At 34.1% G+C, this 13,700-nt stretch carries 14 protein-coding genes and 1 pseudogene; 5 read left to right on the top strand and 10 right to left on the bottom strand.

Going from position 1 to position 13,700, the window contains the following annotated elements:
* Positions 1-208: 208 nt before the first annotated feature.
* From ABWU64_RS04165 to dnaQ, 5 genes are all read left to right on the top strand, one after another.
* On the top strand, positions 209-532 hold the full coding sequence (locus ABWU64_RS04165) for a DUF721 domain-containing protein (RefSeq protein WP_006012687.1): 324 nt from the start codon (positions 209-211) through the stop codon (positions 530-532).
* A gap of 54 nt (positions 533-586) precedes the next feature.
* Positions 587-901, top strand: a complete 315-nt coding sequence (gene rpmB, locus ABWU64_RS04170; protein WP_015588578.1) for a 50S ribosomal protein L28 — start codon at positions 587-589, stop codon at positions 899-901.
* Entirely contained in the window at positions 894-1,757 is an 864-nt protein-coding gene (gene lipA / locus ABWU64_RS04175; RefSeq protein WP_341815935.1) for a lipoyl synthase, read from the top strand. Before rpmB ends, lipA begins: the two co-directional genes overlap by 8 nt.
* A 97-nt stretch (positions 1,758-1,854) precedes the next feature.
* A complete protein-coding gene (locus ABWU64_RS04180) occupies positions 1,855-2,289 on the top strand; it encodes a hypothetical protein (protein WP_341815934.1) in 435 nt (144 codons plus the stop codon).
* Between the two features lie 808 nt (positions 2,290-3,097).
* Positions 3,098-3,748, top strand: a complete 651-nt coding sequence (gene dnaQ, locus ABWU64_RS04185; protein WP_410541967.1) for a DNA polymerase III subunit epsilon — start codon at positions 3,098-3,100, stop codon at positions 3,746-3,748.
* 329 nt (positions 3,749-4,077) lie between these two features.
* On the opposite strand, the gene ABWU64_RS04190 is transcribed toward dnaQ, so the two are convergent.
* The 10 genes and pseudogenes from ABWU64_RS04190 to ABWU64_RS04235 form a co-directional block, all read right to left on the bottom strand.
* Positions 4,078-4,905 (bottom strand): hypothetical protein, encoded by an 828-nt coding sequence (locus ABWU64_RS04190; RefSeq protein ID WP_015588574.1) that lies wholly within the window; start codon positions 4,903-4,905, stop codon positions 4,078-4,080.
* Positions 4,906-5,026: 121 nt separating this feature from the next.
* Positions 5,027-5,296, bottom strand: coding sequence for a hypothetical protein (locus ABWU64_RS04195; protein WP_353279347.1), 270 nt, complete (start codon positions 5,294-5,296; stop codon positions 5,027-5,029).
* 126 nt (positions 5,297-5,422) lie between these two features.
* A pseudogene (locus tag ABWU64_RS04200) lies at positions 5,423-6,206 on the bottom strand (IS5 family transposase).
* Positions 6,207-6,266: 60 nt separating this feature from the next.
* Entirely contained in the window at positions 6,267-6,707 is a 441-nt protein-coding gene (locus ABWU64_RS04205) for a hypothetical protein (protein WP_353279348.1), read from the bottom strand.
* Positions 6,708-6,793: 86 nt separating this feature from the next.
* Positions 6,794-7,711: a hypothetical protein gene (locus ABWU64_RS04210; RefSeq protein ID WP_353279349.1), complete on the bottom strand. Its 918-nt coding sequence runs from the start codon at positions 7,709-7,711 to the stop codon at positions 6,794-6,796.
* Between the two features lie 97 nt (positions 7,712-7,808).
* On the bottom strand, positions 7,809-7,940 hold the full coding sequence (locus ABWU64_RS04215) for a hypothetical protein (protein ID WP_353279351.1): 132 nt from the start codon (positions 7,938-7,940) through the stop codon (positions 7,809-7,811).
* A 301-nt stretch (positions 7,941-8,241) separates the two neighbouring features.
* The gene (locus ABWU64_RS04220) at positions 8,242-9,093 is read right to left on the bottom strand and encodes a hypothetical protein (protein WP_015588571.1); all 852 of its coding nucleotides are present in this window, start codon (positions 9,091-9,093) and stop codon (positions 8,242-8,244) included.
* A gap of 140 nt (positions 9,094-9,233) precedes the next feature.
* Entirely contained in the window at positions 9,234-10,382 is a 1,149-nt protein-coding gene (locus ABWU64_RS04225) for a hypothetical protein (protein ID WP_015588570.1), read from the bottom strand.
* Positions 10,383-10,481: 99 nt separating this feature from the next.
* Positions 10,482-11,498 carry a phage tail protein gene (locus tag ABWU64_RS04230; protein WP_353279353.1) on the bottom strand — a complete coding sequence of 339 codons (1,017 nt, stop codon included), beginning with the start codon at positions 11,496-11,498 and terminating at the stop codon, positions 10,482-10,484.
* Entirely contained in the window at positions 11,474-13,675 is a 2,202-nt protein-coding gene (locus tag ABWU64_RS04235) for a glycoside hydrolase TIM-barrel-like domain-containing protein (RefSeq protein ID WP_353279355.1), read from the bottom strand. Before ABWU64_RS04235 ends, ABWU64_RS04230 begins: the two co-directional genes overlap by 25 nt.
* Between the last annotated feature and the right edge of the window lie 25 nt (positions 13,676-13,700).

The raw sequence follows: 13,700 nt of genomic DNA on the forward strand, positions 1-13,700 counted from the left end.
AAAGATAATCTTCTTGGAAATACTATACTTTACTCGAATTTTACTTAGTTTCATAATAATTTAATAAATTACAATTAAAAATGATTACAAGTTAGGCAACAATATACAAATACTGCTTTTTATGTGTGAGGCCGAGGGTCATGAAAACAATAAGTTAGTTTTTTGTATAAGAAAGTTGTAATATAATTTAATTTTAAGTACTGGAAAGATGTTTAAATATAGCGGGCCAAAGAAATTAAAATCTATAATAGAAAACTATGCATTAAAATGCATGAAAAATAAGATCAGCAAAAATGAAATACGTCTTATTTTAAACTGGAAAAGTATAGTTGGAGAGGAATTAGCAGAATGTACAAAACCACAAAAGATCTCATACGCACAAAACGTAAATTCTGGTGTTCTGCATCTGTTAGTAACAAATGGCAGTAAAGCATTAGAAATGCAGCATATGGTTTCTCTTGTAATAGAAAAAATTACAGTGTTTTTTGGCTATAAAGCAGTATACGGTATAAAAATCAAGCAAGGGAGTTGACTATTTAACTATATAAGGTTAACCTAGTTACATAGGATAAATTGGTATATTGAAGTGAGTAGAATTTGTGAATTAACAAATAGAAAAAAGTCTTTTGGTAATAAGGTATCGCACTCAAATCGTAAAACAAAGCGTACCTTTCTCTTAAATTTACATAAAGTTACATTGACGAGTAATATATTAGACAAAAAGTTTAGCTTTCGTATAGCAACAAGAACTTTAAGAACTATAGACTATAAAGGTGATCTTGATGCTTTCTTGCTCAATACAAAAACAATTAAACTAAGTAAAGAAGCACAAAAGATAAAAAGAAGATTAAAGAAAGTTTTAGCAAAACAAGAGGTAGAATTAGCTGTTTCAGATGCATAGTAAGCCTATATGGCTCAGAGCAAAAGCTCCAGCTGGTAAAATATTCAATAAAACCTTAAACACTGTTAAGCTACATAACTTACATACAGTATGCGAAGAAGCTGCGTGTCCAAATATTGGTGAATGTTGGAATAAACGTCATGCTACTGTGATGATTCTCGGCTCTGTTTGTACTCGTGCTTGTGCGTTTTGCAACGTTGCAACTGGCATTCCTGATAAGCTCGATCCTCATGAACCAGAAAATTTAGCAAAAGCGATAAAAAAGTTAAATTTAAAGCACGTTGTCATTACCTCTGTTGACCGCGATGATTTAGCAGATGGTGGTGCAAATCAGTTTATAAGGTGTATAGAAGAAATTAGAAAGATAACTTCGGAAACAACAATAGAGATTCTTACTCCTGATTTTTTAAATAAGAAAGGAGCGTTTGAAGCAATAGCTGTTGCATCACCTGATGTTTATAACCACAATATCGAAACAGTACCAAGACTGTATGCAAAAATAAGGCCAAGAGCTCGTTATTTTCATTCACTATATTTGCTAAAGATGGTGAAACAGATCAATTCTAAGCTTTTCACGAAGTCAGGGCTTATGGTTGGTCTCGGAGAAACAAAGGAAGAAATATTTCAGGTCATGGATGATTTACGTAGTGCCGAAGTTGATTTCATTACAATTGGTCAATATTTGCAACCAACTCCAAAACATGCAAAGATTGATAGATATGTTACCCCAGAAGAGTTTGAGCATTATAAATATATTGCTTATTCCAAAGGCTTTTTGGTAGTTGCATCAAGCCCACTAACTCGGTCATCATACCACGCTGAAGAAGATTTTAACAGGCTCAAGGCTTGTAGTTAATATCTTATTTTTTTAGAGTATAGTTTAATATAGTAATTAATATTATGACTTTATTTAGAATATAATTTAATATAGGTATTGATGAAGCGAAAAAGTTATGGGTGATTCTAACGAAAAAGTTGACTACACTGAGTTATCAAAATGTTCTTTTTCTGACAAAATAAAGCCAAAAAGAAAGGTAACATTTTGTCAGCAAGTCCAAGTTAAAGAAATTCCACTTGAAGGAAAAAAAGGAGAGTGTAAACGACGCAAAAAAAAGAAACAGAAAACACAATTATGGGAAAGAGGTGCAGCAATTATTGTTCCACCAGTAATTGGGCTGCTAGGAGGTTTAATAACTTTAACACTCATAACAGAAGAAATAAGTTCACCATTTTTAATTGCAGCTTTAGCTGCTATAGCAATTACAGCAGCAATATATGAACTTGAGTATTTACTTAAACCTGAATTGCTAGAAAAGCCTGGTGAAACTTTAAAGGATTTAGTAACAGATTCTTTTGTAAAGGAAGAAAAAAACTCAAGAACTGTATAACAATAAATCAGAAAAGCTTAGTGAGTTGCCCTAGGCTTAACTTTTTACTTAGCTGATCACAAAAAGTATGAATTTTACAGCACCTAAACCAGCTGTTGTGGGTGTTAAGATCTTATATAAGCAATTGACAATTACTGAGATATCAGCTAAAATATTTACGTAGTATATTAGCAAGGGTAAGGTGAATTTTGGCGAATATGTGCATGATAAAGCTTTAACAATATCAAATGTAAGTGCTAAAATTGATGTAAGGAAGCTGGTAAACTTTCTACAGAATAAAAAAGACATTAAAGAGCTTAATTTAATAAATGTAGAGGTTGATTCTAAAGATGTAAAAGAATTAGGTAAACCTACACATCTTACTTCGCTCACTCTAAGGAACAATAAACTCGGTTTCGAAGGTGCAGGATATATAGGTCAAGGCAATCTACCAAACCTTACTTTACTTGAAATAAGCAATAATCATATTGGCGATATAGGTTTTGCATTTTTAATTGGCAGCAAACGTCTCCCAAATCTTACTTTATTAAATGTAGAAAACAACAACATTGTTGGAGTGTGGCGCCACCACTATGGAGGAGATATAGCACTCAAAAATCTCACCTCACTTTATGTAGAAGGTAACGGTAAAAAATTCTTGAATGATAAAGAAGTTATCCTTGATAGTATAAAAAAAAGCGCAATAACCGAAGCGCCTGGACACTCTAGAGTAAAAGATGGTGAAGGTGCTACAAAAAAATTAGTAGCTAAAAGAAAAAAAACGATACAAGCTACCAATAGTCAGTCAGATCCTAGTAGTAGGTTAAGTATAGAACTTTCCAAACAAGATGGGCTGCGTGAAATAGTACTTGACACTGAAACTACAGGTCTTGACGTCAATAGCCATCGAATTATTGAGATAGGATGTGTGGAGTTAATTAATCGTATTCCAACAGGCAAAGTATTCCATCGATACATCAACCCAGAAAGGAGCATAGACAAAGGTGCATTTAAAGTTCACGGTATCAGCGAAGAATTTCTAAAGGATAAGCCATTATTTTCAGAGATTGCATCTGAATTTCTTAATTTTATATCTAGCGATACTTTGGTAATTCACAATGCTGTATTTGACATTAAATTTTTGAACATGGAACTTGGTAAACTGAATGCCAAATTAATCTCTTCAGACAGAGTGTTAGATACATTACCGCTTGTAAGAAAGAGATTTGGACCACCAGCTTCTTTAAGTGCATTGTGTGAGCATTTTGGTATATCACTAGAGAGTAGGAAGTTACATGGAGCGCTAATTGACGCTGAGTTGCTAGCAAAAGTATATATTGAGCGATTACAAACTCCTTTGGATCGATGTCAGCATACAGTACGTTTTAGAGAACACTTGCCAAGTAATGAAGAGGTTAGTAAGCAGTTAGATAAGATTAACGTATCTGTTCATGAGGGAGTAGTAGATAGAAGATTGTAAAAAGGCCTTTTGCTTTCAGTAGCAAAATTACTCTCTCAAGGGATGTATTTTCTAGCTTTAAAAACGCGAATCTCAATATCTGTATCCGTTCAGCAGAATGGCAAAATAAGATAGTATAAAAATAGAGTAAAAGTGCATTTACAATAATGAGGGCACAGCCCTTCTGTAGTCCCATTGAAACCGTTGCTTTTAGTATCCATGATGAGGTTGCTTGTGAGCAATTTGAACCTCAGTGTCACGCGCTGGAATGACATCATTGTTTTTTGCATGAAAAGACTGGATGATAGCTACTTTCATGATACCCACTTATTAGTTTCGTCTAATTTATTTTACCACTCTACTGAACGGATACATTCTAACTGAGAGCAAAGCACACTTACATCATTTAACACCTTCAGTGGCTCCCCTAGACTATGTTCTACTTTTGTCTCAAATTTAAATCCCAAATTTCCAAAAAATTCCTGAAAATACTCAATAGTAATGTCACACAAACTTCTACCACTTGTTTTATAATTTTTCAGCTCTTTCGGAATAATAAGAGACACTTTACCATCTTCATATGTTACATTTCTACCCTTACAGTTCAGTTTAAATTCTACTGAACTGTAAAAACCTGGTGTTTTGATATCATTAGCAAGATCACTGCTAAGTACCCTTATACATTCCATGCTAAAACTGAGTTTTAGACAATTGGAACTATGGCAATCCATACTATAAGTTATTATTATATCAGAATCTAACACAAGCAAGCCAAGTGGAAAAAGAGCCTTTAATAAATGCAGAAACAAAAAATGATTATATCCTTCTTGATGATAACTAGCTATCAATTCTTCTATAATAGAGTCATTTGGAACTGTTGCACCAACACGTATAAACATTTCCATAAAGACTACTTTAAGAAACAAACAATAATTTCTTTTCCCTTTTTCATTCCCTAAAATGAGATCTTTATGTTTTGAATATAGCTCCTCGATAAGCTCATTGGTTATTTTTTGTTTGTTGATAGTAAGGTTGTGTGATCTATCAAGGTCAATATATGTGTTGTAACCAGAGTTTATGCTACTCCAACCACCTGATTTCATTGGTATAGATTTTAAATCAGAATACTTGAGCTTTTTTACTTCAGATTTCAATGCGTTAACTATTTTTTTTGACATACCACAATCTTATATTATATACGTATTACGTACTTTTCATCATAAGTAAAGGTTTTCTGTAAAACTTGATTTACTTTTTATTATACCCACCTTATTAAAAAAAAGCAGAGATTTCAATATCTTATTCTAAATTCTTCAAGTTTAGATTCTTATCTTGGGATGTATTTATATCACTTAATACTCCAAGTGGCTTATCCAGATTATGCTCAAATTTTTCCTCAAAAAAGTGAAATCCAAATTTTTCGCAAAATTTCTGAAAATACTCAATAATGACGTCAAACAAATTCTTATCATTTGCTTTGTAGTTTTTCAGCTCCTTAGGAATAGCAAGAGACACCTTACCTTCTTCATACTTCACATTTCCACCTTCGCATTTTAGTTTAAACTCCACTGAGTTTTGTAAATCACATACTAAAATTTTATTATCGTTATATATGCCATCATTTACGCTAAAACTGAACTTCAGACAATTTGGATCTTCACAACTTATATAGGTCCTTTCTCTATAAGAGCCTGTTCATAATCTTTTCAGAAGCAAAGCAGCGAAAGCAAGAACGACCATTTGCAGGCTAGTGTTGAGTTTCCGCTCGCAATTTTTCCACAATCGCCTACATTTTTGCAACCAAGCAAAAGATCTCTCAACAACCCATCTTTTCGGCAATACGACAAAGGTGTGTAATTCGCTTCACCTCAACAGTTGCACCAATAGTTACTTTCATCTGTGTTGCAAAATTTTCTCCTGTGTAGCCAGCATCAACTAGTATATTTTTAACTTCAGATAGGTTTTCTTTAGCATTTTTAACCATTCTCACAGCGCTACTACGATCAGTTATTTCTGCCGTTGTTATATAAATTGCGTGGGGTAAACCTTGTGTATCTACCGCAATATGGCGTTTTATTCCTGAAACCTTTTTGCCTGCATCATAGCCTTTTTCTTCAGCAGTATCTGCATTTTTTACGCTTTGTGCATCAATTATGCAGAAGCTGGTTTTTTCTTTCCGACCATTGTTTTGTCGGACCACGCCAACTATTTTTTTTAATACCAGCTCCAGAACACTTTCTTTATTTGCATCTGCTTTTTCACTCCACTTCTTAAAATAGTCGTAACAATTCCGCCATTTTGGAAACTCTTTTGGTAACATTCTCCACTGGCAGCCACTTTTTAAGACGTATAACACTCCACAAAATACATGATATAAATCAAGTGTTCTTGGCTTTGTCCTCTTCCTGCAAGACTCCAGATCTGCTACAATAATCTCAAACTTTTCTCGACTTATATCACTTGGATATAAACTTCGCATATCCTACTTTATATACTTTATCCTCTCATTCTATCCCTTTTTTGAGATCACGTACAGGCTCTAAGAAGGAATTAAATAGTGGAATGAATACATGCACAATCCAAAAGAACGAAGTGCTTGACTTTGAGAAGAAAAGAATTGCTTGTACCCAGACCTGTTATAATAAGTTATCAATTCTTCCATAATAGAGTCATTTGGAACTGCTGCACCGGCGTGTACAAATACTTCCGTGAAGATTTGCTTAAGAAACAGACGATAACTCCCTTTTTTGTCCTTATCTTCTGTAATGAGATTTACATGTTTTAAATATAAATTTTTAATGAAATCATTAGTTATTGCCTTCCCATTAATAACAAGGTCACAAACAAATTCATATTCACTATTAAAGTCCATATCCAAATCCTTATATGTTCTATAATCAGAACTTTCTGTAGACTTCAAATCAGCATATCTCCTCTCCCTCGCCTTATCTTTCAGCTCATTAATCACTTTTTTTGACATATATACTATAATAGACATAAATCATTAATTTTTAACTAATATAGACTATGAACTGTAACTTGAGTTTCTTCCGGGTTTGCACTTGATTACTTTAACGATAGATCTTCCAATCCCATCTGATCTACTTGTACTTTTTCTAACTCACTTTTTACCTGCTTATGGTATAAGTTTGCTCTTCTCGCCCAAGATAGGTCACTATCTATTATATAAACGTAATTGCCATTGTTCTCTTCGAAGTAAAACAGCTTCAGTTTACTTTCGTCTTGACCAATTAATTCACTACGAATTACTTCTACAGTATAAAATTGACCCAAATTCATACTTACTTCACGATGTTGCATATACCTTAACACCCGTGGCTCATATAATTTTCTTATCTCACCATTTTTGAGATCACCTATTGTACACTCTATCTTCTTTAATCCGTATTTAATAACTCTCACTAATCTCTTCGTCTCATCATCCCACAGCTGTTCTTCTTCCAATCTTTTACATGCGGTAAAAAATTGTGATTCTTCTCTTTGCATAAACCGAGATAAACGTTCTGCCAATTCATAGCACATTTTTTCTTGACTCAGTATTTCTCTTTTATATTGAGCTAAAATATTAATCGCTATACTTGGACAACTTACTGCAATCAAGTCATTATTTAAATCCGTTTTAATAATTTTGCCGCTCTCTGGATTAACATGTACAGTAACTTGCCCTAACAAAATTCCCTTAGAAATCGTTATGTCTTTTCCTATATGAGCGTCAATGGCTTTTAAAGAATCAAAGTCTATATATATTGCACCTTTCTCTCCTGTCATTTTTTCTGAAAGAGCAAGAGCAATCAATCTAAAGGTATCTATTTCAACAGCAAAATACATCCTTTGCTCCTCTGACATATTATACATATTCTTAAAGAAATCCTTTATGCTAATGTCTTCACCATCTATCTTCCATCCTGTATCTATTTCGCTCCAGTCGTATTGGTGTAAATCTACAACATGCACTCCTTCCATTCCTTTCAGTTCACGCTTTAAATCATCTATTTGATTTTCTTCAAATCCAGGACCATTTATAACCAGATATATGTCCCTCTCCTCTTTATTTGTTAATTTATGATTTGATTATATATAAGTAACTAAGATCACTATTCTTACCATTCGGTAGAGATGCACCATATACTCTTGGCACCCAAGTTAGTATTATTGGTGCTTTATTTGATAATTTTTTTACATTACCGATCATTGTTTTACCTCACAACATTCACGGCATAATAAAACATTAGTAAAAAAATTCAACCAATTGCTTTCACATTCTTTTAAAAGAAGACAATTTTATTGGCATCCGTTCAGCAGAGTGAGTTAGACGAGAAAAGAAAACTATAGGGTCAATATGTGACACTAAAATCCAGAAAATTTAATTTCAAACCAGCACTTCCTTCCTTGTCATTCCAGCACGTGACCAGTTCTTATTGCCTACTCTGAACCCCAGTGTTAGCTACTTGAATGACAATAAAGGGAGTCCTCATTCCCCTAAATAAATACTTTTATTGTGCTTTGCGCTTCAAGCCATTGACGGCATATACATCTGGCTCATCTATCACCTTCAGTGGCTTGCCAAGGTTGTGCTCTATGTTTATATTACGCTCAGAATTGTACTCTATTTTTGTATCAAACTTAAAGCCCAATTTCTCGCAGAGCTTTTTAAAGTATTCAACAAGCTTATTAATAATATCAGTAAGCTTATCAAGCAGACTGTCATCGCCAGCTTTGTAAGCTTCTAACTCTTTAGGAATTGTAAGCAACACTTTACCATCTTCATATGTCACATTTCCATCCTGACATTTCAGTTTAAATTCTACTGAACTGGATAAATCACACGTTACCTCATTATACATGTCAATGTCGCACATATTTGTATATTTCATACTGAAATTAAGTTTTAGACAATCGGGTTGGTAACAACTCATATATTGCTTGTTTGTTGAGCCGCCACCCATTGTGCACAATTTTAACGAATCAAGCGTTTGATTCATAATAAAAGCAGCGGGAAAAATATATCCACCTTGATAATAATTATCTATCAACTCTTCAATAATAGATGAATTGGGAATCGTTGCATCAGCATGCATAAACATCTCTCTAAAAACTTCTTTAAGAAGTAGACGATAATCCTCTTTTCCGTTTTCATCTTTCAGAATTAGATTTTTGTGTTTTGAGTACAAACCTATGATAAACTTTTGATTGATCGATTTACCATTAATAGTAATGTCCATTCTATTAAGATCCGTATATGTTCCCTTACCAGAAATTACTTCATCCTTAGTTTTAGCTTTGAAATCAGCATATTTGAACTTTTTTATTTCAGATTTCAATGTATTAACTACTTTTTTTGACATATTATATTACACGTTATTTATATTAATGTTAGCAAATACTCTATTAATTGTCAATTTTTAGAACTTTTGCTTCCGTCATGATTTAAAGTTTTCAGTCTCTGCTTTAAGGGACTTTCTATAGAAAGTCCCTTAAATAACTGTTATGCAAGCGATAGCTTTTCCATTGCTACCCTGCCTACTTCTGTTTCTTTCAGCTTGTTATCTACTCGTTCATGGTATAGATCTTTTCCCTTCATCCAGGATAGGTCGCTCTCTTGCTTAAAAACATAATTACCATTGTTCTCTCTAAAATCAAATGACTCACGTCTGCTTTCTTCTTGACCAACTAATTTACAATCAACTACCCTTACAACATTGAATTGACCTAAATTTAATCCAAGTGTGATAAGGAAGGGGAGAAAAGCTCGTTCATACAACGCCGCTATTCTATAATCTCTTAAATCTTTTACATACCTTTCTGCATCCTCTTTCTTATTAATCATTTCTTTCATCATCTTTTCTATTTTATTTTTCTCTTGTCCCTCTGTCATCTCTTCCTTTTCTTTAAGCATATGAGGGATACAATTACCTAGTTCACTTATTATTAAAGTTAAATACTTTAATAATTCACCGCACATTTCTTTTTGACTTAGTATTTTACTTTTATATTTAGATAAGATATCAACTGCTACGCTTGAATCATTTATTGCAATTAGATCATTATTTAAGCTTGTGTGAACAATTATTCTACTATTCGGGTCAAACATTACCACTACATTCCCTAACAATATTTTTTCAGGGATTGTTATATCCTTCCCTATATGAGAGTTAATGGCTTTTAAAGAATCAAAATCTATATATATTCCACCTTCATGTTCCGAAAACTGCTTTAAGAGTGCCAGAGCAACTAATCTAAAAGTATCTATTTCAACAGCAAAGTATGTTCTTTGTTCATCTGTCATGTTATACATATCTCTAAAGAAATCTTTGATACTAGTATCTTTACCATCTATCTTCCATCCTTGATCTATTTCGCTCCAGTCATATTGGTATAAATCTACAACATGCACTCCTTCAATTCCTTTCAGTTCACGCTTTAAATCATCTATTTGATTTTCTTCGAATCCAGGACCATTGATAACCAAATATATATCCCTCTCTTCTTTATTTATTAATTTATGATTTTTTATTATATCTAAGTAATTAAGGTCACTGTTTTTACCATCAGGTAAAGATGCACCATATACTCTTGGTACCCAAGTTAGTATTATTGGTGCCTTATTTGATAATTCATTTGCACTATTAGTCATAATTTTACCTCATTATATTGCTATATTAATAGAATAGTGGATTTTTTAATGAAACACAAGTTCCTGCTGGTAAGATCTCATTTATGAAGTCCTTCTCTCCTAGTTCACAATTTTTGTTTCCGTATTTTCCAATGAATCACCATAAGTGACTGCTTTTAGGTAAAATTTTCTTCCTCTTTGCACTTCAAAAGAAATTATTGAATCATCAAGCAAAGTAAACTTTTCACCTTCAGTGTGCTCATATTCTTTAGTACCCTCTTGTCCTCTAATTAGGTCACTCAATTTGTATTTATTCTTATCTATAAGCTTTGCACTTTGGAATTTTATTACCTCTTTGCCAATCAGTGCTAACACAGCTGGACTCATGACGTCTATTTTACCAAAACGCAGTACTACTGTAATTCCCTCATCGGTAAATTCGATTACATATCCGTAAGTAGATTGTATATTTGCGCTCGCGATGGGCTTATAATTTTTATCATCATACGAAATAAAAAGCGTTGCTCCTTTCCAATTCTCTTCTTCACTATTTAAAGTAAAGCTTGCAATATTGTCTTTAATATGCAGTATTTCTACGATAGTTTTACTGATATGAGAAGGAGGGTATTCTTTAAGCATAAGTGATCTTGTTGAAGGAAAGGAGAGCTTGTATATAGAGGGATCATAACCAACTCCCATTACTTGAATGGACATGCTTTCAAACTTTGTTTTTATAATTCTCATCGTATGTCTTTTCTCGCCATCTGAAATTGCTATAATATCACTTGGTAAAAGCCATGCATATTTTATCGGGAGCTTAAAGTTGTATATATTTCTCTCTTGCCACGCAGAATAAAGTAAAACTTCAGCTATATTTTGCGCCTCCCCTTCCTCCATAATGAGCGGTATTGGAACTGTTGCAGCATTGCCCTGCCTTGGGAGTTCAGCATATTTCACATCAATTGGATAGCCAAAATTGCGGTTAAAATAAACGATGTTAATCCTATTGTTTAAATCTAATTGGCTAAGCTGTATCAACTTTAAACTGTTATTGGAAACTATCTCATCTATGGGTATTTCAGTTGTCACTCCCCTGCCCTTTTGAATAAATTTCAGTTTTGAGTTCTGTTCAACCACATCAAAAAATAGCAACTTCGCAGCATTTTAATAATTGAACGTACGGGTTGCTGGTCATTTATCACATACCCAGATAACAATCCTTTGACACCACTTGTATCAAATTGTTCCCCTTTTAATCCTGCCTTTTGCAATAGATCAGACAAAACATCAGAAATATTAAGCTGTGAAATCTTTCCCTGAATCCAGTGCCCCGTCTGCCAGTTATGGCAATCGGCCCACATATCACATAAGTTGGGAAAATAAGGAAATGGTCTAGCATCCCATGCCCAGAGGAACATTTTCTCCACCATTTCTGAGCTTTGCCACTTTTTCAGCGTTCCTTCAATTGCAATTTTCTGCGAAAGAAAGCTCACCTCTCCGTTTGAGTATCGTGGATATTTACTCTCTATACTACCTTTATCAACAAACACATTGGGCTCATTAGTGCAGCCGTTCATACTGGGAAATCCATATTCGGTAAACCATATTTTCTTCATTTTTGGTTGCCATTTTGTTTTACTACCATCAGGATTTACATGAACTTCACTCCACCATTTCTCGATATTTTTCCACGCATATCTACTGTCATTATACTTTATTTTCTCAGGATCACTTTTTGAGTAATCATAAAAATAATCATACCCCACTCCATTGCTCCAACCACCCGTTACATCTTCTGCGGAATAGCCAAAAGGAGGTTCTTCGCCATCGGTAAGTGGAAAATAAGCATCGATGCCAACAACATCGATGAACTGTGAAGACCAAAGTTCATCCATATTATACCAACCATCGTATGAATGATATTCGCTCCAATCGGCAGCGTAAGTTACGTTTACTTCTTTTCCAAGCTGAAGTTTTACTTGCTTTGCAAGTTTAACTAGCTCTGCTACTGCAGGATAATTACCCTCTACATCTTTTACTCTGATGAGCTGCGCAAATTCAGACCCGATTATAAACCCTTTCACTTTAGCTCTTTTGGCAATGCTCGTGTAATGCTCTATGAATTTGCTATACTGATTCTCAAAAAAATCACTTATATTCTCAGGGGCCCCACTCAATTTTCCTCGCCACTCTTTGTTCTTTGTGTCAAGCAAGAACATTGGGTAGAGCATTACCTTATAACCTCTGCTATGCAGCTCTTCTATATATCTTATTAGTGCTGCATCACTAACTGTACCGCCATATCTTGGATTGCCATGATTATCTTTTGAAATGAGTTGGGCATTATCTCTGGTTATATTTCCCACTTGCCAATCATCAGGCACTATAGCAGAATCGTCTTGAAATTCAACTGCAGGATATATTTTACAATCTTTAATATTTAAACTGCTTGCAAACCAATTAACCACTACCGACGCCCATTCAACATTTGGTAAACTTTCCTTCAATTGGTCCAAAGAAAGCATAGCATCGCTCTTTTTTGTGTGATTATTGTGATTTACTCTTTGTGCCGGTCCATAGGGAATATATTGACTACTGCTTATTTTTTCTCGTGCAATTTTCTTCTGTATTTTCGTATCATACACAAACTCCCCTGAACCTGGTATAATATTGATATTTTTAATGTTTTCTGCTACTGAGAATCCACTGAGCTTCAGTGCAGTTTGCACTTCAAATGTAAACACCGGAACACGATTACTATAGTCTGCCAAAGGAAAATTTTTGATGACTATGTAAGATATTCCTCTATAAGCTGGTACATTCTTCTCACCTTCGATTGATAACATAAACGGATCAGGGTTTTGGTCTTCTCTGCCGTAGTAAAAAGTATAATCTATTTGGTCAAAGCTAAGCGATTTTGTACCCGCCCAGATTCTATTTAATTTTTCTACTTTCCCCTTGCAAATTGCAATTGCGAGTGTTGCATAGTAGTTATATGTAATATTTATACCTCTTCCTGTTTTATTTTGAGTGGTTATCGCCTCCTCTTTTATTGGCTGTGACCAAATAATGTTTCCAGCAACGCGAGCAGTGCCATAGATAATTGGAATTGCTTTGCCATAAGTTGAGGTTTGAACTTGCAGATTTTTCAGCCTCGCCCCATGCGTTATCTTTTGCTCGGCATCAAGACCAAATATTGCATTATCAAGCTGTGCACCAAGCAGAGCACCGAGTTCTGAGCCAACAATCTGGCCAATTGGCCCAAAAATACTGCCCGCTTTACTTAAAATTGATGATAAAATTATTGTAGACATAATATTCTCCTTTTTGATAGATTGT

The organism is Wolbachia endosymbiont (group B) of Xanthorhoe designata, assembly GCF_964028585.1.
Taxonomy (GTDB): Bacteria; Pseudomonadota; Alphaproteobacteria; order Rickettsiales; family Anaplasmataceae; genus Wolbachia.

Excerpts from the sequence above, each read along its gene's own strand:
- ABWU64_RS04165 (WP_006012687.1), top strand. The coding sequence starts at position 209 with ATGTTTAAATATAGCGGGCCAAAGAAATTAAAATCTATAATAGAAAAC.
- lipA (WP_341815935.1), top strand. The coding sequence starts at position 894 with ATGCATAGTAAGCCTATATGGCTCAGAGCAAAAGCTCCAGCTGGTAAA.
- ABWU64_RS04180 (WP_341815934.1), top strand. The coding sequence starts at position 1,855 with ATGGGTGATTCTAACGAAAAAGTTGACTACACTGAGTTATCAAAATGT.
- ABWU64_RS04190 (WP_015588574.1), bottom strand. The coding sequence starts at position 4,905 with ATGTCAAAAAAAATAGTTAACGCATTGAAATCTGAAGTAAAAAAGCTC.
- ABWU64_RS04205 (WP_353279348.1), bottom strand. The coding sequence starts at position 6,707 with ATGTCAAAAAAAGTGATTAATGAGCTGAAAGATAAGGCGAGGGAGAGG.
- ABWU64_RS04210 (WP_353279349.1), bottom strand. The coding sequence starts at position 7,711 with ATGGAAGGAGTGCATGTTGTAGATTTACACCAATACGACTGGAGCGAA.
- ABWU64_RS04215 (WP_353279351.1), bottom strand. The coding sequence starts at position 7,940 with ATGATCGGTAATGTAAAAAAATTATCAAATAAAGCACCAATAATACTA.
- ABWU64_RS04220 (WP_015588571.1), bottom strand. The coding sequence starts at position 9,093 with ATGTCAAAAAAAGTAGTTAATACATTGAAATCTGAAATAAAAAAGTTC.
- ABWU64_RS04225 (WP_015588570.1), bottom strand. The coding sequence starts at position 10,382 with ATGACTAATAGTGCAAATGAATTATCAAATAAGGCACCAATAATACTA.
- ABWU64_RS04235 (WP_353279355.1), bottom strand. The coding sequence starts at position 13,675 with ATGTCTACAATAATTTTATCATCAATTTTAAGTAAAGCGGGCAGTATT.